Source organism: Cellulomonas marina, from assembly GCF_900111925.1.
Lineage (GTDB): Bacteria > Actinomycetota > Actinomycetes > Actinomycetales > Cellulomonadaceae > Cellulomonas > Cellulomonas marina.
In genome coordinates, this window is sequence record NZ_FOKA01000016.1 from 1 (window position 1) to 23,632 (window position 23,632).

The 23,632-nt window shown below is 73.7% G+C and carries 21 protein-coding genes and 2 tRNA genes; 7 read left to right on the forward strand and 16 right to left on the reverse strand.

The features are described from left to right. Positions 1 to 174 precede the first annotated feature (174 nt). Genes BM048_RS14830 through BM048_RS14840 form a run of 3 tightly spaced genes read right to left on the reverse strand, consistent with a single transcriptional unit; the run spans position 175 to position 2,865 of the window. Positions 175 to 837 (reverse strand): methionine ABC transporter permease, encoded by a 663-nt coding sequence (locus BM048_RS14830; protein WP_090034240.1) that lies wholly within the window; start codon positions 835 to 837, stop codon positions 175 to 177. Further along, a complete protein-coding gene (locus BM048_RS14835) occupies positions 834 to 1,892 on the reverse strand; it encodes a methionine ABC transporter ATP-binding protein (protein WP_090034242.1) in 1,059 nt (352 codons plus the stop codon). The genes BM048_RS14830 and BM048_RS14835 overlap by 4 nt, the downstream gene beginning before the upstream one ends. A 40-nt stretch (positions 1,893 to 1,932) precedes the next feature. After that, positions 1,933 to 2,865 (reverse strand): MetQ/NlpA family ABC transporter substrate-binding protein, encoded by a 933-nt coding sequence (locus BM048_RS14840; protein WP_090034243.1) that lies wholly within the window; start codon positions 2,863 to 2,865, stop codon positions 1,933 to 1,935. Between the two features lie 431 nt (positions 2,866 to 3,296). Here BM048_RS14840 and BM048_RS14845 point away from each other — a divergent pair, with 431 nt between their 5' ends. Next, positions 3,297 to 4,604, forward strand: coding sequence for a uracil-xanthine permease family protein (locus BM048_RS14845; RefSeq protein WP_090034245.1), 1,308 nt, complete (start codon positions 3,297 to 3,299; stop codon positions 4,602 to 4,604). On the opposite strand, the gene BM048_RS14850 is transcribed toward BM048_RS14845, so the two are convergent. Next, complete coding sequence (locus BM048_RS14850) at positions 4,570 to 4,908, reverse strand: DUF3140 domain-containing protein (protein ID WP_239079043.1); 339 nt, start codon at positions 4,906 to 4,908, stop codon at positions 4,570 to 4,572. The two genes, BM048_RS14845 and BM048_RS14850, sit on opposite strands and share 35 nt — an antisense overlap. Positions 4,909 to 5,044: 136 nt before the next feature. Between BM048_RS14850 and BM048_RS14855 the strand changes: the two genes are divergently transcribed. Continuing rightward, on the forward strand, positions 5,045 to 6,352 hold the full coding sequence (locus tag BM048_RS14855) for a sensor histidine kinase (RefSeq protein ID WP_139224480.1): 1,308 nt from the start codon (positions 5,045 to 5,047) through the stop codon (positions 6,350 to 6,352). Next, entirely contained in the window at positions 6,349 to 7,062 is a 714-nt protein-coding gene (locus BM048_RS14860; protein ID WP_275407357.1) for a response regulator, read from the forward strand. The genes BM048_RS14855 and BM048_RS14860 overlap by 4 nt, the downstream gene beginning before the upstream one ends. A gap of 45 nt (positions 7,063 to 7,107) precedes the next feature. Here BM048_RS14860 and BM048_RS14865 read toward each other — a convergent pair whose 3' ends face one another. From BM048_RS14865 to dnaA, 12 genes are all read right to left on the reverse strand, one after another. Beyond that, positions 7,108 to 8,031, reverse strand: a complete 924-nt coding sequence (locus BM048_RS14865) for a diguanylate cyclase domain-containing protein (RefSeq protein ID WP_090034249.1) — start codon at positions 8,029 to 8,031, stop codon at positions 7,108 to 7,110. A gap of 204 nt (positions 8,032 to 8,235) precedes the next feature. Continuing rightward, a tRNA-Ala gene (locus tag BM048_RS14870) sits at positions 8,236 to 8,308 on the reverse strand. 24 nt (positions 8,309 to 8,332) lie between these two features. After that, positions 8,333 to 8,452 carry a DLW-39 family protein gene (locus tag BM048_RS18520; protein ID WP_217644270.1) on the reverse strand — a complete coding sequence of 40 codons (120 nt, stop codon included), beginning with the start codon at positions 8,450 to 8,452 and terminating at the stop codon, positions 8,333 to 8,335. A gap of 25 nt (positions 8,453 to 8,477) precedes the next feature. Continuing rightward, positions 8,478 to 8,551 (reverse strand) — tRNA-Ile (locus tag BM048_RS14875). A gap of 95 nt (positions 8,552 to 8,646) precedes the next feature. Further along, positions 8,647 to 9,276 carry a DUF3566 domain-containing protein gene (locus tag BM048_RS14880; RefSeq protein WP_239079042.1) on the reverse strand — a complete coding sequence of 210 codons (630 nt, stop codon included), beginning with the start codon at positions 9,274 to 9,276 and terminating at the stop codon, positions 8,647 to 8,649. Next, positions 9,273 to 11,969 carry a DNA gyrase subunit A gene (gene gyrA / locus BM048_RS14885; protein WP_090034250.1) on the reverse strand — a complete coding sequence of 899 codons (2,697 nt, stop codon included), beginning with the start codon at positions 11,967 to 11,969 and terminating at the stop codon, positions 9,273 to 9,275. Before gyrA ends, BM048_RS14880 begins: the two co-directional genes overlap by 4 nt. A gap of 77 nt (positions 11,970 to 12,046) precedes the next feature. Beyond that, positions 12,047 to 14,014, reverse strand: coding sequence for a DNA topoisomerase (ATP-hydrolyzing) subunit B (gene gyrB / locus BM048_RS14890; protein WP_239079045.1), 1,968 nt, complete (start codon positions 14,012 to 14,014; stop codon positions 12,047 to 12,049). 344 nt (positions 14,015 to 14,358) lie between these two features. Beyond that, positions 14,359 to 15,000, reverse strand: a complete 642-nt coding sequence (locus BM048_RS14895) for a DciA family protein (RefSeq protein ID WP_239079041.1) — start codon at positions 14,998 to 15,000, stop codon at positions 14,359 to 14,361. Next, positions 14,987 to 16,288 (reverse strand): DNA replication/repair protein RecF, encoded by a 1,302-nt coding sequence (gene recF / locus BM048_RS14900; RefSeq protein ID WP_090034254.1) that lies wholly within the window; start codon positions 16,286 to 16,288, stop codon positions 14,987 to 14,989. Before recF ends, BM048_RS14895 begins: the two co-directional genes overlap by 14 nt. A gap of 73 nt (positions 16,289 to 16,361) precedes the next feature. Further along, positions 16,362 to 17,273 carry a phosphogluconate dehydrogenase (NAD(+)-dependent, decarboxylating) gene (gene gnd / locus BM048_RS14905; RefSeq protein WP_090034256.1) on the reverse strand — a complete coding sequence of 304 codons (912 nt, stop codon included), beginning with the start codon at positions 17,271 to 17,273 and terminating at the stop codon, positions 16,362 to 16,364. Between the two features lie 108 nt (positions 17,274 to 17,381). Next, positions 17,382 to 18,512 (reverse strand): DNA polymerase III subunit beta, encoded by a 1,131-nt coding sequence (gene dnaN / locus BM048_RS14910; RefSeq protein WP_090034257.1) that lies wholly within the window; start codon positions 18,510 to 18,512, stop codon positions 17,382 to 17,384. 658 nt (positions 18,513 to 19,170) lie between these two features. Next, entirely contained in the window at positions 19,171 to 20,844 is a 1,674-nt protein-coding gene (gene dnaA / locus BM048_RS14915; protein ID WP_090034260.1) for a chromosomal replication initiator protein DnaA, read from the reverse strand. A gap of 497 nt (positions 20,845 to 21,341) precedes the next feature. Between dnaA and rpmH the strand changes: the two genes are divergently transcribed. From rpmH to yidC, 4 genes are read left to right on the forward strand one after another with little or no spacing between them, the layout of a single operon-like run. Continuing rightward, positions 21,342 to 21,479 (forward strand): 50S ribosomal protein L34, encoded by a 138-nt coding sequence (gene rpmH, locus BM048_RS14920; RefSeq protein WP_088287484.1) that lies wholly within the window; start codon positions 21,342 to 21,344, stop codon positions 21,477 to 21,479. A 9-nt stretch (positions 21,480 to 21,488) separates the two neighbouring features. Continuing rightward, a complete protein-coding gene (gene rnpA / locus BM048_RS14925; RefSeq protein WP_090034261.1) occupies positions 21,489 to 21,884 on the forward strand; it encodes a ribonuclease P protein component in 396 nt (131 codons plus the stop codon). Next, positions 21,881 to 22,288 (forward strand): membrane protein insertion efficiency factor YidD, encoded by a 408-nt coding sequence (gene yidD / locus BM048_RS14930; protein WP_203708984.1) that lies wholly within the window; start codon positions 21,881 to 21,883, stop codon positions 22,286 to 22,288. The genes rnpA and yidD overlap by 4 nt, the downstream gene beginning before the upstream one ends. Before the next feature lie 24 nt (positions 22,289 to 22,312). Next, positions 22,313 to 23,578 carry a membrane protein insertase YidC gene (yidC, locus tag BM048_RS14935; RefSeq protein WP_090034262.1) on the forward strand — a complete coding sequence of 422 codons (1,266 nt, stop codon included), beginning with the start codon at positions 22,313 to 22,315 and terminating at the stop codon, positions 23,576 to 23,578. Positions 23,579 to 23,632 lie beyond the last annotated feature (54 nt).

The following is a 23,632-nucleotide window of genomic DNA, read 5'->3' on the forward strand; positions in this document are numbered from 1 at the left end:
CAGAACGTCGCCCGCGAGATCAAGCGCGAGATCAAGACCTCGCAGGCCTGACGACTGCTCCCGGGTCCCGCACCTCGCTGAGGTCCCGGCCGCTGCTGCGGACGCCACGGCGCCCCGGTCCACCAGGACCGGGGCGCCGTCGTCGTCGGTGCCGGTGTGCCGCCGGCACGGTCGCTACCGCCGCAGCACCCGCCGCGCCAGCGTGTTGCCGACCGCCTGCGCCACGTGCACCAGCGCCACGATGACCGCCACCGCGACCCACGTCGCCACGGGGTTGAACCGCTGGTACCCGTACTGCAGCGCGAAGTCCCCGAGGCCGCCACCGGCCACCGCGCCCGCCATCGCCGACATGTCGACGACCGCGACGAACAGGAACGTGTACCCGAGGATGAGCGGCCCCAGCGTCTCCGGCACGATGACCGTCCCGATGATCCGCAGCGGGCCGGCGCCCATCGCGCGCGCCGCCTCCACGACGCCGGGGTCGAGCGCCACGAGGTTCTGCTCGACGATCCGCGAGGTGCCGAAGGTCGCCATGATGACCATCGGGAAGATCACCGCACGCGTGCCGTAGCTCGTGCCCGTGACCGCGATGGTCAACGGCTGCACCGCCGTGAGGAAGATGATGAAGGGGATCGGCCGGACGAGGTTGACGGCCACGTTGAGCACCGCGTGCACGGCCCGGTTCGGCAGGAGGTTGCCGGCCCGCGTGACGTAGAGCGCGATGCCGAGCGCCAGGCCGAGCAGACCGCCGATCAGCAGCGTCACCGCCACCATCCACAGCGTCTCGCCGAGCGAGGCCAGCAGCACCGGCCACAGGCTGGTCGAGCCGTTCGTCATCGCGCACCCCCCGTCGCACCCGTGGCGCGGCCCTGTCCGTGGTCGACGACCTCCGTGCGCCGCCGCAGCTCGTCGAGCAGCGCGTCCACGTCCCCGCGCTCGCCGACGAGGTCCCAGGTCACCGAGCCCAGGGGCCGCGCCCCGACCTCGGTGATGCCGCCGAAGACGATGGACCCGTCGACGCGGTGCTCCCGCAGCAGGCGGGTCAGCAGCGTGGGCGACCCCTCGTCGTCGGTCACGGCGACCGTGACGATCCGTCCGGCGTGCCGGTCCCGCAGCCGCTCGACGACGTCCGGTCGCGGCCGGTCGTGCAGCGCCGTGCCGACGAACCGCCGGGTCACCACCTCCCGCGGCCGCGCGAACAGGTCGTACACGTCCCCGTGCTCGACGACGCGGCCGCCCTCCATGACGGCGACGCGGTCGCAGAGGTAGGAGACGACCGACATCTCGTGCGTGATGACGACGATCGTCACGCCGAGCTCGGCGTTCACGCGCCGGAGCAGGTCCAGCACGTCGCGGGTCGTCTCCGGGTCGAGCGCGCTGGTCGACTCGTCGGCCAGGAGGAGCGAGGGCGAGGTCGCCAGCGCCCGCGCGATGCCGACGCGCTGCTTCTGCCCACCGGAGAGCTGGTTCGGGTACTGCTGCGCCTTGTCCGTCAGCCCGACGAACTCCAGCAGCTCGGCGACGCGGGCCTCCCGCTTCTCCTTCGGCCACCGTGCGACCTGCAGCGGGTACGCGACGTTGCCCGCCACCGTGCGCGAGGACAGGAGGTTGAACTGCTGGAAGATGAAGCCGATGCCCGCGCGGACCGGCCGCAGCCGACGCTCGGGCAGCCCGGCGAGCTCCGTCCCGTCGACGACGACGCTGCCCGCGGTCGGCACCTCGAGGGCGTTGATGAGCCGGACCAGGGTGCTCTTGCCCGCCCCGGAGTACCCGATGACCCCGAACACCTCGCCCGCGCGGATGTCGAGCGTCACCCCGTCGACCGCGCGCACGGTGCGGCGGCCGTCGGTGAACTCCTTCGTGACGTCGCGTAGCTGCACGGCGGCACCCATGGTCCGGCTCCTCTCGTCGTGTCGGTCCTCGTCGGGCCCGTCAGCCCTGGGCCGCGGTGATGTCCTCCTCGAGACCCGACAGGATCCCGGCGAGCTCGTCCGCGCCCAGGTCGACGTCGACGGCGGTGCCCGCGGACTCGTCGAGCAGGCCCTGGACCACCTCGGGGCTGTGGTAGATCTCGACGACCTGCTCGAACAGCGGGTTGTCGGCGTCCTCGGCCCGCGCCGCGAAGACGTTGATGTAGGGCTCGGCCGCCGACTGGTCGTCGAGGTCGGAGTAGATCGCCGTCGTCGGGTCGATGCCCGCGTCGGAGGCGAAGTTGTTGTTGATGACCGCCGCGTCCAGCGACTGCAGCTGCACGGGGGTCTGGTTCGCGTCGACCGGGACGACCTCGACGCGCGAGCCCTCGAGCACGTCCGCCGGCGTCGACAGGGCGTTGCCGCCGTCCGCCAGCTCGACGAGGCCCGCCGACTGCAGGACGAGCAGCGCCCGGGCCTGGTTCGTCGGGTCGTTGGGGATCGCGACCTGGCCGCCGTCGGGGATCTCGTCGGGCGAGGCGTAGCCCTTCGTCGTGTACAGACCGAGCTGGTAGATCGCCGTGGAGCCGATGGCCACGAGGTCCTCACCGGCCTCCACGTTGTAGTTCGCCAGGAACAGCAGGTGCTGGAACTGGTTGAGGTCGAGCTGCCCCTGCGAGAGCTGCGGGTTGGGCTGCTGGTAGTCCGTGAAGTTCACCAGCTCGACGTCGATGCCCTCCTCGGCGGCGAGGTCCTCGAACGTGCGCCAGTAGTCCTTGGACTGGTCGGTCACGCCGATGGTGACCCTCTGCCGGTTCTCGGGGTCGGCGGTGGTGGTGGCCTGGGCGGCGCCGGAGGTCTCCCCGCCACCGCAGGCGGCCAGGGTGAGGGCGGCGACGGCGGCGAGGGCGCCGGTACGCAGGGCGCGGCGACGGGGCAGGACGGCGAGGGTCATCTCGTGGTGCCTTTCGGGGCGGGGCGTGACCGGGGTCTGCTCGACCGGTCGGGTGCGGGTCAGGGTCGGACCCGGGACGCCACCCGGCTCCTGCGTACGGGCGTGACGTGGTCGCGCGCGGCAGGGCCGGGGAGGTCCGCCCGGGACCGGACGCGAGCGGGAGGGCTCAGCGCACGGGGCGGCACAGGCAGCCACGACACATGCCGACCAGCGCGCCGGCGGCGCGGAGGGGGGCGGTCGTGGGCACGGTGCGGCTCCGGTTCCCTGGGGTGCGGACCGGGCGACGGTAGCACCGCGTCCGCCGCTCGGTCAGACGGACGCCAGATGGTGGGACGACTGGGGCCGGTCGTCCCGCCGACGGTGCGCGCGCCGCCGCTAGCCTGGCGCTGCCGTGCGGGAGCGCCGGCGACCCACGGACGGAGGGCACCGCGATGGCGGGACAGGGGTGGCGCCTGCACGGCGACGGACGACGGATCGCGCCCGGGGCGGTGGTCGCGCCGCAGGAGCGGCTCAGCTGGCCGCGGACGGTCGGCATCGGCATGCAGCACGTCGTCGCGATGTTCGGCGCGACCTTCCTCGTGCCGCTGCTGACGGGCTTCCCGCCGGCGACGACGCTGTTCTTCTCCGCCGTCGGCACCGCGCTGTTCCTGCTGCTGACCCGCGGCCGCGTGCCGAGCTACCTGGGGTCGAGCTTCGCGTTCCTCGCGCCGATCGCCGCGGCGCAGGACGCCGGCGGCCCGGCGGTGGCGCTCGGCGGGGTCGTCGTCACCGGCGTCGCGCTGGCGCTGGTGGGGCTCGTCGTGCAGGCGGCCGGGGTGCGGTGGATCGACGTCCTCATGCCGCCCGTGGTCACGGGGACGATCGTCGCGCTCATCGGGCTCAACCTCGCGCCGACGGCGTGGGACTCCGTGCAGGCGGCCCCCGTGACGGCGGTGGTGACGCTGCTGGTGGTGGCGTTGGTGACGGTGCTGTTCCGCGGCATCCTCGGGCGGCTGGCCATCCTCGTCGGGGTGCTCGTCGGGTACGTCGTCGCGCTGCTGCGCGGCGAGGTGGACCTGCAGCCCGTGTCGGACGCCGCGTGGGTCGGCCTGCCCTCGTTCACGGCCCCGTCCTTCGACGTGTCCGTGCTCGGCCTGTTCCTGCCGGTGGTGCTCGTCCTCGTCGCCGAGAACATCGGTCACGTGAAGTCCGTCGCCGCCATGACGGGGCAGGACCTGGACCCCGTGACCGGGCGCGCGCTCATGGCCGACGGCCTGGCGACGACGCTGGCCGGCCTCGGCGGCGGCTCCGGCACGACGACGTACGCGGAGAACATCGGCGTCATGGCGGCCACCCGCGTCTACTCGACGGCGGCCTACTGGGTCGCCTCGGCTGCGGCCCTGCTGCTGAGCCTGTCCCCGAAGTTCGGCGCGGTCGTCTCGACGATCCCTGCGGGCGTCCTCGGCGGGGCGACGACGGTCCTCTACGGGATGATCGGCCTGCTCGGCGCCCGCATCTGGATCCAGCACCGCGTCGACTTCTCCGACCCGGTGAACCTCACGAGCGCCGCCGCGGCCCTGGTGATCGGCATCGCGAACTTCACGTGGGTCGCCGGCGACCTGACGTTCGGCGGCATCGCGCTCGGCACCGCCGCCGCGATCGGGCTGTACCACCTCATGCGGGCGGTGGCCCGGTGGCGCGGCACGGAGGCGGACGCGACGCTCGTCAGTCCTGCAGGGGGTCGTGCCCCCAGTTCATGAGCGACCAGCGCCAGTGCGTGTCGGTCACGTCGCCGTCCGGCCGCTGCGCGAGGTGCCGGTGCACGTAACCCGTCGCCTTCTTCATGTGCGCGAGGTCGTCGTCGGACAGGTCGGCCTTCTTCGTCCGCAGCAGCTCGACGATGCGCCGGCCGGAGGCGTGCCCCGTCGACTCCCCGCCGCCGTCGGACTTCTGCCCGACCGCCTGCGACTCGTCCGTGCCCAGCCAGTCCTCGAGCGCCTTCGGCGTCATGTTCACGGCCTCGCCGAACGCGCGCCGGATGTCGTCCGCCTCATCGGTGTCCACCCCTTCATGCTGCGCCGGGGCGGACGTCGGCGCACGCGGGCAGGCAGCCCTGACCTGCGACCTGCGACCAAAGGAGGAGACGGTCCCGCTCCACGGCTGATCCCCGGCGTCGAGGGCCCGCCCTAGCCTGACCGCCATGAGCCATCTCCCCGCACCGGCACCCGTGCCGGCCCCCGTCCCGCCGCCCGCGCTCGGAGCCTGGTCGCGCACGTGGCGGTACGTCGTGGTGGTCCTCGTCGCCCTGCTCGTCTGGGTCGTGGTCGCCTGGGACACGATCACCGCCGGGGGGACGCGGGAGGTGCCACCGGCCGGGGACGACCTCGTCGTCGGGGTCGTCCTGGCCCTCGACGGACTGCTCGGGCTCGGCATGGTGGCGCTGCTCCCGCTGCGGCGCAGCCACCCGGTGCTCGTCGCCGGCGTGACCACCGCGGTCACGGCCGTCTCGGGCGCCGCGGTCGCCGCGGCGGCGCTCGCGATCGTGTCCTTGGCGACCCGTCGGCGGTGGCGCGAGGTCGTGGGAGTCGCGGCCGTGCTCCTGGGCGCGACCCTGGCCTACGAGCTCCTGTACCGGCCGGCGACCACCGGGCCCGCGGCGTCGGTGGTTGGGGCTGCGGGGTCGGCCGGCCTGGCGCTGCTCGTCGTCGGCGCGCTCGTGGCGACCGGATCGTTCGTCGGGGCGCGCCGCGAGCTGCTCGTCCGGCTGCGGGAACGGGCGGAGACCGCCGAGCGGCAGCGTGCTGTCGAGACGGAGGCGGCGCGCGAGGCCGAGCGCCTCCGGATCGCGCGCGAGATGCACGACGTGCTCGCGCACCGCATCTCCCTCGTCGGGCTGCACGCCGGCGCGCTCGCCTACCGCACGGACCTCAGCCGCGAGGAGACCGCCCAGGTCGCCACGGTCGTGCAGGAGAACGCGCACGTCGCGCTGGAGGAGCTGCGCGAGGTGCTCGGCGTGCTGCGCAGCGGCGGTGGCACCGAGCAGGCGGAAGGTGTCGAGCCGGGCCGCGCCGACGAGGCGGCCGAGCCTCCCCAGCCGACGCTCGCCGAGCTCCCGGCGCTCGTGGCGGACGCGCGGGACGCCGGGCAGGTCGTCACGTGGCACGCGGACCTCGCCCCGGGCACCGATCTTCGGAGGGTGCCGGTGACGGCGTCCCGGACCGCCTTCCGCGTCGTGCAGGAGGGCCTGACCAACGCGCGTCGGCACGCGCCCGGTGCACCCGTGGACGTGCTCGTCACCACGACGCCCTCCGGGGCGCTCGAGGTGCGGGTCGGCAACCCGGCACCCGTCACCGCAGGCGCACACGGTGCCGACGTCCCAGCACCGACCGGGTGGGGCCTCACGGGCCTGCGGGAGCGCGCGGCGCTCGCCGGCGGCCGGCTGGAGGCGGGCCGCGACGAGCACGGCCTCTTCGTGCTCGCCCTGCACCTGCCCGGCGGTGCGGCGTGACGCCGCCGGTGCCCGGCCGGGTCACGGACGCGACCGCGGACGCCGTCCCGGGCGGCACCGTCCGGGTCGTCGTCGTCGACGACGACGCGCTCGTCCGGACGGGGCTGCGCCTCCTGCTCGGCGGCGACCCGACGATCGAGGTCGTCGGCGAGGCCGGCGACGGGCAGGAAGGACTGGCCCTGGTCCGGCAGCTCGTCCCGCACGTCGCGCTCATGGACATCCGGATGCCGCGCCTGGACGGCCTCGCGGCCACCCGTCGGGTCGTCGAGGAGGGCCTGCCGACGCGCGTCCTGGTCCTGACGACCTTCGACACGGACGAGATGGTCCTGACGGCCCTGCGCCACGGCGCGGCGGGGTTCCTGCTCAAGGACACGCCCCCGGCGGCCCTCGTCGAGGCGGTCCGACGCGTCGCGGCGGGCGACCCGATGCTGTCGCCGACCGCGACGGCGCGGGTGATCGCCGCTGCGACGGAGACCCGCGGCGACGACGTGCGGCGCCGGCAGGCGGTCCGCCGTCTCGACACCCTCACCGCCCGTGAGCGCGAGGTCGCCTCCGCCGTGGCCCGCGGCCTGACCAACGCCGAGATCGCCGCCGATCTCCACCTGGGCACCGCGACGGTGAAGACGCACGTGGGGCACCTGTTCGAGAAGCTCGACGCGACGAACCGCGTGCAGATCGCGCGGTACGTCCACGACGCCGGCGAGGCGTAGCGGATCGGCGACGGCTGCGGACGGGCCACGCCGGTCCGCGACCCGTCAGCGGCTGCGCTTGTCGCGGAACATGGCCGCGTCGGCCACCGCCAGGAGCGTGTCGCCGTCGGCCGCGTCGTGCGGGTGGACAGCCACCCCGATGCTGACGCCGACGCGCACGTCGCCGTCCGGCAGCGGGACGGGTCGCTCCACCGCCTGCCGCAGCCCCTCGACCAGCTCGCGCACGCGCCCGCCGCTCTCCAGCGGGAGGTCACCCACGACGACGACGAGCTCGTCCCCGCCGAACCGGGCCACGAGGTCGCCCGGCCGCAGCACCGCGCGCATCCTGCGCCCGATCTCGACGAGGAGCTGGTCGCCGGCCAGGTGCCCCCTGCTGTCGTTGACCTGCTTGTCGTCGTCGAGGTCGAGGAAGAGGACCGCCACCGCGCGCCCTGCGGCTGACGCGCGCGCGACCTCCCCCCGCAGGTGCTCCGCCAGCACGGTCCGGTTGGCCAGCCCGGTGAGCGGGTCCTGGGTCGCAGCCCGCGCGAGGGCCGTCTCCTGCGCCACCTGCGCGGTGACGTCGTGCTGCACCCCCACCCAGTAGCGGAGCGTCCCGTCGTCGTGGTGCACCGGGGACAGGCGCAGGTCGTTCCAGAACGTCGACCCGTCCGCGCGGTAGTTCAGGAGCCGCGCCCGGGTGTACCGGCCCTCGGCCAGGCCGACCCGGAGGGCGCCGACGACGGCCTGGTCCGTGCCCGGACCCTGCAGGAACCGGCAGTTGCGCCCGAGCGCCGATGCGCGGGCGTAGCCCGTCAGCTGCTCGAAGCCGTCGTTGACGAACACCAGCGGCAGGTCGGCGTCACGGGCGTCGGCCACCAGCACCGCACTGCGCATCGCCGCCACGCACGCGGCGAGCGCGGCGTCGTCGATCGATGGCACCGCGGGCGGGACGTCGTCGGATCGAGGGTCGCAGTCATCAGGAGTCATCGCCGTCAGTCTCGGAGGAGCAGCGCTGCGCCGCCTGCAGGACAGGCGGGTGCACTCGCCTGCCACCCGATCGTGTGGGCGCAGAGCACGTCACGGAGAGACGACCCGCCGCCCCGGACGTGACGCCAGGGTGGGCCGTCGTGGCGGGTGGCACGCGGCAAGGTGCGTACGACCGGTCGCCCGGGCCTGAAGAACGGGCAGGAGTGGAGCCAAGGGGACTCGAACCCCTAACCCCCTGCTTGCAAAGCAGGTGCGCTACCAATTGCGCCATGGCCCCCGGGGTCCCGCGTGGGCGGGACCGTCAGGACACGTCGTCGGTGACCTCGGCCCAGAGCTCGCGCTCGTCGCGGTCCTGGGCGTACCGCTGGTACGCGCCGTACGCGACGGCGCCCAGCGCCGCCACGAGGAGCAGCCTCTTCACCGGACCTCCTGGAGGGGGGAGTGCGTGGGCCTAACAGGACTTGAACCTGTGACCTCTTCCTTATCAGGGAAGCGCTCTAACCGTCTGAGCTATAGGCCCGTGGCACGGTCCGACCCGGGGGCCGCGTGCGCCGGACGAGAGTACCCCAGCCCGTGCACCCGCCCCAAACCGGCGTCGTGCCGCCGACGACGAGGTCAGTCGTCCGTCATCGTGACGTGCAGCCCGCCGACGAGCGCCGCCACGAGGTTGTACAGGAACGCGCCGATCGTCGCGATGGCCGTCAGCAGCACGACGTCGATCACCGCGACCAGCATCGCCGCCGACACCACCCGCGGGAACCGCAGGTAGTCCAGGACGTTGATGGTCGTCGCGTCGCCCACGACCGTGGTGATGAGCTCGTCGACCTGCGCGAAGACGCCCAGCCCGTCCAGCGTCAGCCACAGCACCGCCGTCGCGACGACGATGATGATGCCCACCGCGAAGGACAGCAGGAACGACAGCTTCATGACCGACCACGGGTCGACCCGCGAGATCGCCAGGCGCACCCGCCGGGGACCGGGCACGGCCTGCCGCGGCGCGGAGGAGGCCGCCGGACGACCCGCGGCCGGCGTGGCACCCGCGGTCGGCGAGCCGCCGACGGGCACCTCGGCCGGCGGGACCGCCGAGCTGCCGGAACTGGCCGTGCGCGGGCCCGTGCTGGTCTGGCTCATGGGCCCGTCCTTCGCGTCACCGGCGCCGGCCCGTCCGGCGTCGTCGGTCGTCCCGGGGCGCGGCACCACCGAGGTGCGCAGCGGACGTCCCTGCGGGGGCGTGGGTGTGCTCACGCGTCCCTCCCGTCAGCGGCGTCCGGCCCGGTCGTGCCGTCGTCCTCCACGCTACCGGCAGGCTCGGTCCCGTCAGCCTCGACGACCGGCGTGACGTCCGCCTCCACGACCTCGACGTCGGCCGCCGGCGCCAGGTCCTCCGCGACGACGACCTCCTCGGCCGCCTGCCGCTCGGGGTTGCGCGCCACGGCGATGATGCGGTCGCCGGCATCGGGCTTGGCGAAGATGACGCCCTGGGTGGTGCGGCCCGTGGCGTTCACCTCGGCGGCCGCCGACCGGACGATCTTGCCGTGCTCCATGATGACGAGGACCTCGTCCTCCGGGTCGACGACGAGCGCGCCGACGAGGTCGCCGTTCGCCTCCGGCAGGTTCGCCACGCGCACGCCGAGCCCGCCGCGCCCCTGCTGGCGGTAGTTCTCCACCGTCAGCGCGGTGCGCTTGGCGATGCCGCCCTGGGTCACCGTGAACAGGTCCGCGTCCTCGCGCACGACGTCCATCGCCAGCAGCTCGTCGTCGCCCCGGAACTTCATGCCGGTGACGCCGGACGTCGCGCGGCCCATGGGGCGCAGCGCCTCGTCGGAGGCGGTGAAGCGCACGGACTGGCCCTTGCGGGAGACGAGGATGACGTCCTGCTCGGGGTCGGCCAGGCGGGCGGCGACGAGCGCGTCGGCGCGGCCCTCCTCGTCCTCGCGCAGGTTGATGGCGATGACGCCGCCCGTGCGGTTCGTGTCGTAGTCGGACAGTCGGGTCTTCTTCACCAGGCCGCGCTGCGTCGCCAGCAGCAGGTACTGCGCCTGGTCGTAGCCACGCAGGTCCAGTACCTGGGCGATCTTCTCGCCGGGCTGGAACGCCAGGAGGTTCGCCACGTGCTGGCCCTTGGCGTCGCGGCCGCCCTCGGGCAGCTCGTACGCCTTCGCCCGGTAGACCCGGCCGAGGTTGGTGAAGAACAGCAGCCAGTGGTGGGTCGTCGTCGTGAAGAAGTGGTCGACGAGGTCGTCCTGGCGCAGCTGCGCCCCGCGCACGCCCTTGCCGCCGCGGCGCTGGGCCCGGTAGGCGTCGGTGCGCGTGCGCTTGGCGTAGCCGCCGCGCGTGATGGTGACGACGACCTCCTCCTCGGCGATGAGGTCCTCGATCGAGACCTCGCCGTCGTGGGGGAGCACGCGCGTGCGCCGCTCGTCGCCGTAGCGGTCGACGACCTCGGCCAGCTCCTCCGACACGATGTCGCGCTGGCGCTGCTCGCTGGCGAGGATCGCGTTGTACTCCGCGATGAGCCGCTCCAGCTCCTGGTAGCGCTCGAGGATGTTCTGCCGCTCGAGGGCCGCGAGCTGGCGCAGCTGCATCTGGAGGATGGCGTTGGCCTGCTCCTCATCGATGTCGAGCAGCTCCATGAGCCCGGTGCGTGCGGCGTCGGCGGACGCGGACGCCCGGATGAGGGCGATGACCTCGTCGAGCGCGTCGAGCGCCTTGAGGTAGCCGCGGTAGATGTGGATGCGGCGCTCGGCGTCGGCCAGGCGGTACTGCGTGCGCCGGCGGATGACCTCGATCTGGTGCGTGACCCAGTGCCGGACGAAGGCGTCGATGCTCAGCGTGCGCGGCACGCCGTCGACGAGCGCCAGCATGTTGGCGCCGAAGGTGTCCTGCAGCTGCGTGTGCTTGTAGAGGTTGTTGAGGACGACCTTGGCGACCGCGTCCCGCTTGAGGACGATGACGAGACGCTGACCGGTGCGGCCCGAGGTCTCGTCGCGCACGTCGGCGATGCCCTGGACGCGGCCGTCGCGCGCGAGCTCGACGATCTTCTCCGCGAGGCGGTCGGGGTTGACCTGGTACGGCAGCTCGGTGGCCACCAGGCAGATCCGGTTCTGGATCTCCTCGACCTCGACGACCGCGCGCATGGTGATGGAGCCGCGCCCGGTGCGGTACGCCTCCTCGATGCCGCGGTGGCCGAGGATCGTCGCCGCGGTGGGGAAGTCCGGGCCCTTGATGCGCTCGAGCAGCGCCTCGAGGAGCTCCTCCTTGCTCGCGTCCGGGTGGTCCAGGTGCCACTGCACGCCCGCGGCGACCTCGCGCAGGTTGTGCGGCGGGATGTTCGTCGCCATGCCGACGGCGATGCCGGCCGAGCCGTTGACGAGCAGGTTCGGGAACCGGGACGGCAGGACGACGGGCTCCTGCTCGCGGCCGTCGTAGTTGTCCTGGAAGTCGACGGTGTCCTCGTCGATGTTCCGGACCATCTCCATGGCCAGCGGCGCCATGCGGCACTCGGTGTACCGCGGGGCGGCGGCCGGGTCGTCGCCGGGGGAGCCGAAGTTCCCCTGGCCGGCGACGAGCGGGTAGCGCAGCGACCAGTCCTGCACGAGGCGGACGAGCGCGTCGTAGATCGCGCCGTCGCCGTGCGGGTGGAACTTGCCCATGACGTCGCCGACGACGCGGCTGCACTTGGAGAACTGCCGGTCGGGGCGGTACCCGCCGTCGTACATCGCGTACAGGACGCGGCGGTGGACGGGCTTGAGGCCGTCGCGCACGTCGGGCAGCGCGCGCCCGACGATGACCGACATCGCGTAGTCCAGGTAGGACCGCTGCATCTCGAGCTGCAGGTCCACCTGGTCGATGCGGCCGTGCGCGATGCCGTCGGCGCCGACCTGCCAGAGCGGGTTCTCGGGGGTGCCGCCGCCGGGGCCGTCGGGGGTGTCCGTCACGGGAGTCCTTCGTCAGGGTCGAGGGGGAGGTCGTCGGGGCCGGCGCCCGGGTGCTGCCGCACCCGCCGGCGGCCCGCCTAGATGTCGAGGAAGCGGACGTCCTTGGCGTTGCGCTGGATGAAGGAGCGCCGGGAGTCGACGTCCTCGCCCATGAGCACCGAGAAGATCTCGTCGGCGGCGGCCGCCTCGTCGAGCGTCACCTGCAGCAGGGTGCGGCGCTCCGGGTCCATCGTGGTCTCCCACAGCTCGGAGTAGTCCATCTCCCCGAGGCCCTTGTAGCGCTGGATGGCGTTGTCCTTGGGGATCCGCTTGCCGTTGGCCTGCCCGTCGGCCAGCACCGCGTCGCGCTCCCGGTCGGAGTACACGTAGTCGTGCGGCGCGTTCGACCACTTGATCCGGTACAGCGGCGGCTGCGCGAGGTAGACGTACCCGCCCGTGATGAGCCCCGGCATGTAGCGGAACAGCAGCGTCAGCAGGAGCGTGTTGATGTGCTTCCCGTCGACGTCGGCGTCGGCCATGATGACGACCTTGTGGTACCGCAGCTTGGCGATGTCGAAGTCCTCGCCGATGCCGGTGCCGAACGCCGCGATGAGCGCCTGGACCTCCTGGTTGCCCAGGGCGCGGTCGAGGCGGGCGCGCTCGACGTTGAGGATCTTGCCGCGGATGGCCAGGATCGCCTGCGTGCGCGGGTTGCGGCCCCGGACGGCGGAGCCGCCGGCGGAGTCGCCCTCGACGATGAACACCTCGCACTCGGCGGGGTTGTTGGACTGGCAGTCCTTGAGCTTGCCAGGCAGGCCGGCGGAGTCCATGAGGCCCTTGCGGCGCGTGGCCTCGCGGGCCTTGCGGGCCGCCATGCGTGCGGCCGCCGCGCCGATCGCCTTGCGGATGATGTCGCGGGCCTCGGTGGGGTGGGCGTCGAACCAGTCCGTGAGCCGCTCGGTGACGACGCGCTGGACGAACGTCTTGGCGATCGTGTTGCCGAGCTTCGTCTTCGTCTGGCCCTCGAACTGCGGCTCGCCGAGCTTGACGGAGATGACGGCGGTGAGCCCCTCGCGGATGTCGTCGCCCGTGAGGTTCTCGTCCTTCTCCTTGAGCAGGCCCTTCGTGCGCGCGTAGTCGTTGACCAGACGCGTCATGGCCGCGCGGAAGCCCTCCTCGTGCGTGCCGCCCTCCGTGGTGGAGATGGTGTTGGCGTAGGTGTGCACGGACTCGGAGTAGGCGTTGGTCCACTGCAGCGCGATCTCGACCGAGATGCGGCGTGCGGTGTCCTCCGCCTCGATGTCGATGACGTCGGGGTGGACGACCTCGACCTTCTTGGCGGAGTTGAGGTGCTTGACGTAGTCCGTCAGGCCGCCGTCGTACTTGTAGGAGACGGTGTGGGCCTTGGTCGACGCCTCCTGCTCGTCCGTCGCCTCCGTGACCTCGTCGCCCGTGTCCGCGTGCTCCGGCCGCTCGTCGGTGAGCGTGATGCGCAGGCCCTTGTTGAGAAACGCCATCTGCTGGAACCGCGAGCGCAGCGTCTCGAAGTCGTACTCGGTGGTCTCGAAGATCGCGGGGTCGGCCCAGAACGTCTGGGTGGTGCCCGTCTCCTCCGTGGGCGCACCCTGGCGCAGCTCCCCGTCGGGGCGGCCGCCGTCGCGGAAGTCCTGCTCCCAGGTGAAGCCGTCGCGCTTGACGACGGTCTGCACCTTCGTCGAGAGCGCGTTGACGACGGAGATGCCCACGCCGTGCAGGCCGCCGGAGACGGCGTACCCGCTGCCGCCGAACTTGCCGCCCGCGTGCAGGATCGTCATGACCACCTCGACCGTCGGCCGGCCCTCGGTGGGGTGGATCGCGACGGGGATGCCGCGGCCGTTGTCGGACACGCGCACGCCGCCGTCGGGGAGCAGCGTCACGTCGATGGTGTCGCAGTAGCCGGCCAGCGCCTCGTCGACGGAGTTGTCGACCACCTCGTAGACGAGGTGGTGCAGCCCGCGCTCACCGGTGGAGCCGATGTACATGCCGGGCCGCTTGCGCACGGCCTCGAGGCCCTCGAGGACCGTGATGGCGTCGGCCCCGTAGGAGCCGTCGTGGGGGGCGCGGGCGGCCGGGGCGGCCTCGGCGACGCCGTCGGCGGCGGGGCTGGCGGGGACGGCGTCGCTGCCGGGGACCGGGGGCGCCGGCTGCGGTACGGTCGCGTCGGCGGGGGTGGTCTCGTCGGCCACGGGCGGAGGGTCTCCTCGACGTCGTGTCCGCCCCGTGACGGCCCGCTCGTCGATCAGGAGAGCGGATCACCCCGGGACGTCCGTGTTCGCGGCTCTGGCAGGGTGCCAGCGCGCGGCTGTGAACCTCTGAAGTCTACTCCCCCCGCACGCGTTTTCCCGGCTGCGGGGCCGCCTGGGGACGGGGCCTAGCCCCAGGTGTCCCGGGGGCCACGCCCGCGCACGGACCGGGGGCCCCGGCCGAAGCCCGGTCCGGTCGGCCCCAGCACCGTCACCTCCACGACGACGCCCTCCCCGACGGTCTGCGCCAGCCGGCCCAGCAACGTGGGTGCCAGCAGCCGCATCTGCGCGGCCCAGGCGGTGGAGTCGGTCCGCACGACGAGCTCCCCGCCGCCGAACCGCTCGACCACGCAGTGCTCGGCGACCTGCGGCCCGACGATGTCCGCCCAGCGTCCGACGACCCCGCCGACGAGGACGTCCTGCCGCCAGCCGGCCTCGTCGAGCAGACGCCCGAGCGTGGCGGCGACCGGTTGCGGGTCGCGGGCCGAGGGGTGGGCCCCGCTGCCGCCCGCCGCGGCCTCCGCCTGCCGCTCGGCGATCGCCAGCGCGGTGCGGCGCGGCGGGTCCCCGGGCCGCAGGCCGCGGGCGCGCGCGGCGGCCCGGGCACGGTTGAGCGCGGCCGCTGCCACGGTGGCGGGCGGCGTCAGCTCGACGAGCAGCCCCACCGGCGCCCCGGGCCCGGCGACCGGGCGTCCCGCCGACGTCGGTGCCGGGCCGGCGGCCGAGCCGGGCGCCGATCCTGCTCCCGGATCCGGGTCACGCCCCGGCACGCGTGACCGTCCCGTCGCGGACGTCCACCCGCGCCCCGACGAGGGGCGCCGGCACGTCCTCGGCCACCGCCGCGGTGATGAGCACCTGCCGCGCCGGCGCGACGAGGGCCGCCAGCCGTGCACGCCGGCGGGCGTCGAGCTCGGCGAAGACGTCGTCGAGGACGAGCACGGGCTCGCCGTCGGGCCGGTCGTCGAAGACCCAGCCCTCCTCGTCGTCGGGCACGGGCACGCCCTCCCGGTGCACGGAGCCCGGCCCGGACAGCAGCCGCCAGGACGCCAGCCGCAGCGCGAGCGCGACGGACCAGGACTCGCCGTGGCTGGCGTACCCCTTCGCAGGCAGCCCGCCGAGGGTGAGGACGAGGTCGTCGCGGTGCGGCCCGACGAGGGACACGCCCCGCTCGACCTCCTTCCCGCGCAGGCGCGCCATGGCCTCGAGCAGCCGGCCCTCGACGAGCACGGGGTCGAGCCCACGCGCGTCGTCGCCCTGTCCCGGTGGGTCGTCCACCGGCCCGGCACCCGCCGCGTCCCGGGGACCGCGGCCGTCAGGCCCGTCCTCGAGCGCGGCGTCGACCGAGGCCCGGTACTCGAGCACCAGCGCCCCCTGCCCCGAGCTGACCTGCTCGTACGCGTGCGCGGCCAGCGGCTGCAGCGCACGGACCAGCCGCCGTCGCGCCACGACGAGCTGCGCGCCGACCGCGGCCAGCTTCGCGTCCCACACGTCGAGGGTGCGCAGGTCGGGGGCGGCACGGGAGGACCGCGACGCGGCGGCCGCCGACTTCAGGAGCGCCGAGCGCTGGCGCAGCACCCGCTCGTAGTCCGTGACCGTGCCGGCCAGCCGAGGCGTGAGCTGCACCGACAGCTCGTCGAGGAACCGCCGCCGCCCGTCCGGGTCCCCCTTGACGAGCGCCAGGTCCTCCGGCGCGAAGAGCACCGAGCGCAGGATGCCGAGCACCTCGCGCGCGCGACCCGGCGACCCGCCGTTGATGCGGGCACGGTTCGCCCTGCCCGGCGTGACCTCGACCTCGAGCAACGAGGCACGCGGCTGCCCGGGGTCGATCTCCCGCACCACGCGGGTGCGCACCACGGCGCGGCTCGTGCCGTGCCGGACGAGCGCGGCGTCGGTCGGCACCCGGTGGCTGCCGAGCGTCGCCACGTACCCGACCGCCTCCACGAGGTTCGTCTTGCCCTGGCCGTTGGGCCCGACGAGCGCCGTCACCCCGGGGTCGAGCGGCAGCTCGACGGAGGGCCAGGAGCGGAAGTCGGTGACGGACAGGTGCGCGACGTACATCTCGGGGAGGGCGGTCGGGGTGAGGTGCGGGCGGCGGGGCGGGTGCGCGGGGCTCAGCGCGTGCGGGGCGCCGTCACTCCGGCGGCATGGTGACGCCGGGCTTGGCGGCGTGCACGGCGTGGCCGCCGAACTGCTGGCGCAGCGCGGCGACGGCCTTCATCGCCGGCGACTGCTCCTGGCGCGAGGAGAAGCGGGCGAACAGGGCGGCGGAGATGACGGGGACCGGCACGGCGGCGTCGATCGCCTCGTCCACCGTCCAGCGCCCCTCGCCGGAGTCCTCGACCCAGTCGTCGATCTCGCCCAGGCCCGGGTCGGACTCGAGCGCCTGGACGAGGAGGTCGAGCAGCCAGGACCGCACGACGGTCCCGCGCGTCCAGGCCTTCATCGTGCCGGTCACGTCCGTGACCAGGTCCTTCGCCGCCAGCAGCTCGTAGCCCTCGGCGTACGCCTGCATGAGGCCGTACTCGATGCCGTTGTGGACCATCTTGGCGAAGTGACCGGCGCCGACGGTCCCCGCGTGCACGAAGCCCTCCGCGCGCGGGCCCTCGGGGCGCAGCGCGTCGAAGACCGGCATGGCCTTCTCCACGAGCTCCGGCTCGCCGCCGACCATGAGGCCGTACCCGTTCTCCAGGCCCCACACGCCACCGGACACGCCGGCGTCGATGAAGCCGACACCCGTGCGGCCGAGCAGCTCCGCGTGCGGCTTGTCGTCGACGTAGTAGGAGTTCCCGCCGTCGATGACCACGTCGCCCGCGGTGAGCAGGCCGGCGAGGTCCTCGATCACGGCGTGGGTCACCTTGCCGGCGGGGACCATCACCCAGACGACGCGCTCACCGGCCGGCAGGGCCGCGACGAGCTCCTCGAGGGAGGGCACGTCCGTGACGTCGGGGTTGCGGTCGTACCCCGTCACCTCGATGCCCGCGTTGCGCAGGCGCGTGCGCATGTTCGCGCCCATCTTGCCCAGGCCGACCAGACCGATGTGCATGCTCGTTCGTCCTCCAGTGGTGGGTGGCCGTCCCACTGTGCCGCGCGGTGCGGCGCCCGGCGAGCGGGCGGCGCGGCCGTGGGCGGCGTGCGGGACGGGTCGAGCGGCTCAGCCGGCGAAGCGGATCGGCACCAGCAGGTACCGGTACTCCTGGGAGTCCTCGCCGTCGATGCTGTCCTGGCCCGTGAACTCCACGGGCTTGTTCGGGTGCGTGAAGGAGAGCCGCACGAAGGGCGTGCTCAGGGCGCCGAGGCCGTCCTGCAGGAACTGCGGGTTGAACGCCACGGTGATGTCGTCGCCGACGAGCGTGGCCTCGAGCGCCTCCGACGCCTGCGCGTCGTCGCCCTGGCCGGCGTCGAGGACGACCTGGCCCTGGCTGAACGCGAGGCGGATGGGCGTGTTGCGCTCGGCGACGAGGGCCACGCGCCGGGCGGCCTCCGCCAGGGCGTGCGTGGCCACCACGGCGTGGATGGGTGTCTCGTCGGGGAAGAGGCGCCGCACGGCGGGGTAGTCGCCGTCGACGAGGAGGCTCGTCGTCTGGCGGCCGCCGGCCTCGAAGCCGATGAGGTCCACCCCCGCGCCCGACGAGAGGCCGATCGTGACCGTCCCGCCGCCGCCGAGGGACTTCGCCGCGTCGGACAGCGTCCGGGCGCGCACGAGCGCGACCGTCGACAGGTCGGGCCGTGCGGGCTTCCACGTCATCTCGCGCAGGGCCAGCCGGTACCGGTCGGTGGCCAGCAGCGTCACGCGCTCGCCCTCGATCTCGACCCGGACCCCGGTGAGCAGCGGCAGGGTGTCGTCCCGGCTGGCGGCGACGGAGACCTGGGCCACCGCGTGCGTGAGCTCGTCGCCGTCGACCGTGCCGCTCGTCGCGGGCAGGGCCGGCAGCGCGGGGTAGTCCTCGACGGGCATCGTCAGGAGGGTGAACCGCGAGGCGCCGCAGGTGAGCGTCACCTTCGTGCCCTCGAGCACCACGTCGACGGGCTTGCCGGGCAACGCGCGGCTGATCTCGGCCAGGAGCCGGCCGGAGACCAGGACCGTGCCCGCCTCGCTGACGTCGGCGGGCACCTGGGAGCGGGCGGAGACCTCGTAGTCGAACGACGAGAGCTGCAACGTGCCGGTCGTGTCGGCCTCGATGCGGACGCCCGCCAGCACCGGGACGGGCGGGCGCGTGGGGAGGCTGCGCGCCGTCCACGTCACGGCCTCGGCCAGGACGTCTCGTTCCACCCGGAACCTCATGCCACACCCCTCCGCCAGACCGGCCGTCGTCCGGGCGAACCTTACGCGAGCCGGGACCTCCGCCGGTCGGCCCCGACCCTGCCGCCGTCCGCCCTTCGCCGGTGTCCCATCGCCCCGTGGAGAGAGGTCTCTTCGTCGTCATCGCGGGTGTGCACCTTGTGGGCGACGAGGCGTCGGTGCAGGTCGGAGTGGCCGCGGACGTGTGGTTCGCCGGTGTGCGCGGCCTGGGTGCAGCGGTGGACGGGTGTGGACGGCGCTCGTGCCGTCCTGGTGCGTCCACGACGGCCGACCGCGCTGTCCACAGGGCCGTCGCGTGTCGTCCACCTCTGTCCACAGCACGGTGCACAGGTGTGGGCAGTCGTCCCATGCGTCCTTCGACCGGTGGACGAACGTCGCGTGACCGGCAGGTGACCTGTGGACGGCTGTCCGGTGTGCCCGGATCGTCGGACCTGTCCTGCGTGGACACCCGGTCGAGGGCCGGCGTCGGGTGTCGCCCGTGATCAGAGCGTGATCCGGAGGCCGGAGCACCGGCGGGGCCGGGGGGTCGACGAGGAGGGCTCGACACGGGGAGGGCACGCGGGCCGTCGTCGGATACGTCGCTCCTATCCACAGGAGCCTGTGGACAGGTGTGGACAACGGGGGTGGGGAGGCGCGCGCCTCAGGCGCGCTGCTGCTGCTTGATGCGGTTCGTCAGCTCGGTCACCTGGTTGTAGATGGACCGACGCTCCGCCATGAGCTCGCGGATCTTGCGGTTGGCGTGCATGACCGTGGTGTGGTCCCGACCGCCGAACGCCTGCCCGATCTTCGGCAGGGACATGTCCGTGAGCTCGCGGCACAGGTACATGGCGATCTGACGGGCGTTGACGAGGACCCGCGAGCGGGAGGTCCCGCACAGCTCGTCGATGGACAGGCTGAAGTACGCCGCCGTCTGGCCGATGACCGTCGCCGCGGTGATCTCCGGCGTCTGCTCGTCGCTGATGAGGTCCCGCAGGACGATCTCCGCCAGCGACAGGTCCACCTGCTGGCGGTTGAGGTTGGCGAACGCGGTCACCCGGATGAGCGCGCCCTCGAGCTCGCGGATGTTGGTGGAGATGCGCGAGGCGATGTACTCGACGACGTCGTCGGGCGACTGCAGGGACTCGCTCGTCGCCTTCTTGCGCAGGATGGCGATGCGCGTCTCGAGGTCCGGCGGCTGCACGTCCGTGATGAGCCCCCACTCGAAGCGGGAGCGCATGCGGTCCTCGAAGCCGTTGAGCTGCTTCGGCGGCAGGTCGGAGGTGATGACGACCTGCTTGTTCGCGTTGTGCAGGGTGTTGAACGTGTGGAAGAACTCCTCCATCGTCTGTTCCTTGCCCTGCAGGAACTGGATGTCGTCGATGAGGAGGACGTCCACCTCGCGGTAGCGGCGCTGGAACGCGCCGGCCTTGCCCTCGCCGATGGAGTTGATGAAGTCGTTCGTGAACTCCTCCGAGTTGACGAACCGCACGCGCACGCTGGGGTAGAGCGCCTGGGCGTAGTGGCCGATGGCGTGCAGCAGGTGCGTCTTGCCCAGGCCCGAGTCCCCGTAGATGAACAGCGGGTTGTAGGCCTTGGCGGGCGCCTCCGCGACCGCGACGGCGGCCGCGTGGGCGAAGCGGTTGGACGACCCCGGCACGAACGTCTCGAACGTGTACTTGGGGTTGAGCCGGCCGTTGTCCGCGGGCCGGCCGGGCCCGGCGGCCAGCGCCGGCGGACGCGCGCGGGGGGCGGGGTCGAAGGCGGCGTCGCCGCGGTACGCGTCGTGCTCCCGGTAGCCGTCGCCGTCGGGACGTCCGTGGCCGTCGAGCGCGGTCCGGCCGTCGGGGTAGGTCTCGGTCCGCCCACCGGGTCGCGTGCCGACCCGTCCGTCCGCGCGGGGTCCGTCGCCACGGGCACCGTCGGGTCGGGAGCCGTCGCCCCGGCGCAGGTCGTAGCCGTCCGCGTAGCGGTCGCCGCCGTAGCCGTCCGCCCGCCCGTTCCCGTACGCACCGCCGTCGTCGCCGTCGAGGGGGGCGGTGGTCTGCGTGGGGGTGGGCGCGGGGTCGTCGGGCATGGAGTCGTCGACCGTGACGGCGATCCGGGCCTCGCGGCCGAGCACGTCCACGAGCGCCGCGACCACCTCGCCGCGGGTGCGCGTCTCGAGGAAGTCCTTCGTCAGCTCGTTGGGGACGGCGAGCAGCATGGTGCCGTCGAGGAGCCCGAGGGGCCGCGCGAGACGGACGAACGCCAGCTGCCGCTGGGTGACGTCCTGGCTGCGTTCCAGCAGGTCGACGGCCTGCCGCCACACCGCCGTGCTCTCGTCCGCCTGTGCCAACGCCCTACCCTCGGTCTCGGTCCGTCCGGTGCCGGAGTCTCGCACGCGGTCGCCTGTCCACACAGTTGTCCACACCTGTGCGGAACGCGCGTACCACACGAGCGCTCGGGGGGACAGACCCTCCCCGGGCAGGTGCCGCACGGTGGCCGGCACCGGCAGGACCGGTGCGCCCCGTCCCGCCGGGGCGGGCAGCGACGAGCGATGATCGTAACGGCCCGTCGGGGCGCCGGGGGCCGTTCCGCCCGGCGACTTGCACCCGATCCGGCGTGTCGGCGTGGAGGTCACCCGGGCGCGTGGTAGGCCGTGGTGGTTTGACCCGGCACGCGGCCGCGGCGTAACGTGGCCCAGCCTCGAAAGTGGCTCCTGCTGGCGTGCCCTGACGCCCGCGCACCGCTCCGCCGACGTGATCGTCGCGGCGCCGGGCGTCCGAGGAGCGGTCTCGCGAGGCACGACGCCCTCCGGCCGCGGCCGGCACCTTCGGAGCAGTGGAGTACCTCGTGAGCAAGCGCACGTTCCAGCCGAACAACCGGCGCCGCGCCAAGACGCACGGCTTCCGCCTGCGGATGCGGACCCGCGCGGGCCGCGCCATCCTCGCGGCCCGTCGTCGCAAGGGTCGCGACGAGCTCTCGGCCTGACCCACCCCGGTGCTGCCCGCCCCGCACCGGATGCGCCGCTCTGCCGACTTCGAGCAGACGGTGCGCCGGGGGGCGCGCGGTGGCCGGACCACGCTGGTGGTCCACCTGACGACGACCGACCTCGGGCCGCAGGGCCCGGTGGTCGGTCTCGTCGTGTCCAGGGCCGTGGGGAACGCGGTCGTGCGCAACCGGGTGAAGCGGCGGTTGCGGGCCCTCGTCCGCGACCGGCTCGGCGACCTGCCGGCGGACGCGCGCGTCGTGGTGCGGGCCCTGGCGCCCGCGGCGGCGGCCTCCTCCGCCGACCTCGCGTCGGACCTGGACGGCGGCCTGCGGACGGCGCGACGCCGGGCCGCGGAGGGGACGACGGGTGGTCGCGGCCGACGTGCGCCGGCGGTGACGTCGTGACGGCTGCGACCGACGGGGCGCTCCGGCGTCTGGTGCGGGTCCCCGCCCGGGTGCTCGTGCGGCTGCTCGTCCTCGTCGTGCGCGCCTACCAGCTCCTCGTCTCGCCGATGACGCCGCCGTCCTGCCGCTATCACCCGTCGTGCTCGTCGTACGCCGTGGTGGCGCTGGAACGGCACGGGCTCCTGCGCGGCGGGTGGCTCGCGGTCCGACGGCTCGGCCGGTGCCACCCGTGGGCGGCCGGCGGTGTCGACGACGTGCCGGGAACCACCGAGGCCCGCGGGACGTCGGATGCGTGGGACACCGTCCCGGGCTCCACGCCGTCGCCCACGTCGAGCGCCACGCGCTCTCCTGCTCCTACCGGCCGCTCGTCCGCGGGTCTCCCGCACGTGCACGCCGGGCACTGACACCGACCGAGGAGTACCTCCGAGATGGACTGGTTCGACGCGCTGCTCTGGCCGATCATGCTGGCCGTGGCCTGGACGATGGTCCAGTTCCACACGCTGTTCACGGCGCTGGGGCTGTCCGAGACCGGGGGCGCCTCCTGGGTGCTGTCCATCGTCGGGCTCGTGATCGTCATGCGGATCATCCTGATCCCGCTGTTCTTCAAGCAGATCAAGGCGTCGCGTGGGCTGCAGATGCTCTCGCCGGAGCTGCAGGCGATCCAGAAGAAGTACAAGGGGAAGACGGACCAGGCGTCCCGCGAGGCCATGACCCGCGAGACGATGGAGCTCTATCGCAAGCACGGGACGAACCCGTTCTCCTCGTGCCTGCCGATCCTCGCGCAGTCCCCCATCTTCTTCGCGCTCTTCCGGGTGCTGAACTCGCTCAAGCTCCTCTCCGAGGGCGGGCAGGTCAACGGGCGTGACGGCATCGGTGCCCTCACCCGGGACCTCGCCTCGCAGGCGGAGGCGGCGACGATCTTCGGCGCCCCGCTGTCGGGCACGTTCACGCTGGCCGGCGACAACGTCAGCACCCGCATCGTGACGGTGGTGCTCATCCTCGCGATGTCGGCCACGACGTTCCTCACGCAGCGCCAGCTCACGATGAAGAACATGCCGCCCACGGCGCTCGAGGGCCCGATGGCGCAGCAGCAGAAGATGCTGCTGTACCTGATGCCCATCATCTTCGCCGTCTCGGGCATCAACTTCCCCATCGGCGTGCTCGTCTACTGGACGACGACGAACCTGTGGTCGATGGGCCAGCAGTTCTACACGATCCGCAAGATGCCGGCGCCGGGGTCGCAGGCGGAGCGGGCGCTCAAGGAGCGGCAGGCCCGCAAGCGCGCGGCCAAGGGGCTCCCGCTCGAGGAGCCGCCGGCCGCCGGCGTCGTCGTCGAGGACAAGCCGCGCGGCCAGCGCGAGCAGCCCAAGCGCAAGGACCGCGCCGCCCGTCCGGGCGGTGCCGCCGGCACCGGCACCCCCCGGCCGCGGCCGGCGGGCTCGTCGGGCGGGTCCGCGACCGGTGGCACCCCGCGCCCGCGTCCGGCCGGTCAGGCGGGGGCGCCGGGGGGCGGCGGAGCAGGTTCGACGAAGGCGTCCGGCGGGTCGTCGGCCGCACGCCCGGGGTCGGGCGCGTCGGCCTCCGGCCAGCCGCGCAAGCGGCCGCCCGGCCAGGGTCAGCGCACGCCGCGACCGCGCCCCGCGGGCGACGCGGGTCCGTCCGGGCGCGGGCCCGGTCAGAGCCAGACGGACTGAGGCGACGGGGCGGCGTCGCCGCCCGTCGCGGTGCCTCCCGTCACGGGAGCGCGC

Coding starts and splice junctions, on each gene's coding strand:
- recF (WP_090034254.1), bottom strand. CDS start 16,288: ATGTACGTCGCGCACCTGTCCGTCACCGACTTCCGCTCCTGGCCCTCC.
- BM048_RS14840 (WP_090034243.1), bottom strand. CDS start 2,865: ATGACCCTCGCCGTCCTGCCCCGTCGCCGCGCCCTGCGTACCGGCGCC.
- BM048_RS14855 (WP_139224480.1), top strand. CDS start 5,045: ATGAGCCATCTCCCCGCACCGGCACCCGTGCCGGCCCCCGTCCCGCCG.
- BM048_RS14830 (WP_090034240.1), bottom strand. CDS start 837: ATGACGAACGGCTCGACCAGCCTGTGGCCGGTGCTGCTGGCCTCGCTC.
- dnaN (WP_090034257.1), bottom strand. CDS start 18,512: ATGAGGTTCCGGGTGGAACGAGACGTCCTGGCCGAGGCCGTGACGTGG.
- gnd (WP_090034256.1), bottom strand. CDS start 17,273: ATGCACATCGGTCTGGTCGGCCTGGGCAAGATGGGCGCGAACATGCGC.
- BM048_RS14835 (WP_090034242.1), bottom strand. CDS start 1,892: ATGGGTGCCGCCGTGCAGCTACGCGACGTCACGAAGGAGTTCACCGAC.
- yidC (WP_090034262.1), top strand. CDS start 22,313: ATGGACTGGTTCGACGCGCTGCTCTGGCCGATCATGCTGGCCGTGGCC.
- BM048_RS14865 (WP_090034249.1), bottom strand. CDS start 8,031: ATGACTCCTGATGACTGCGACCCTCGATCCGACGACGTCCCGCCCGCG.
- BM048_RS14845 (WP_090034245.1), top strand. CDS start 3,297: ATGGCGGGACAGGGGTGGCGCCTGCACGGCGACGGACGACGGATCGCG.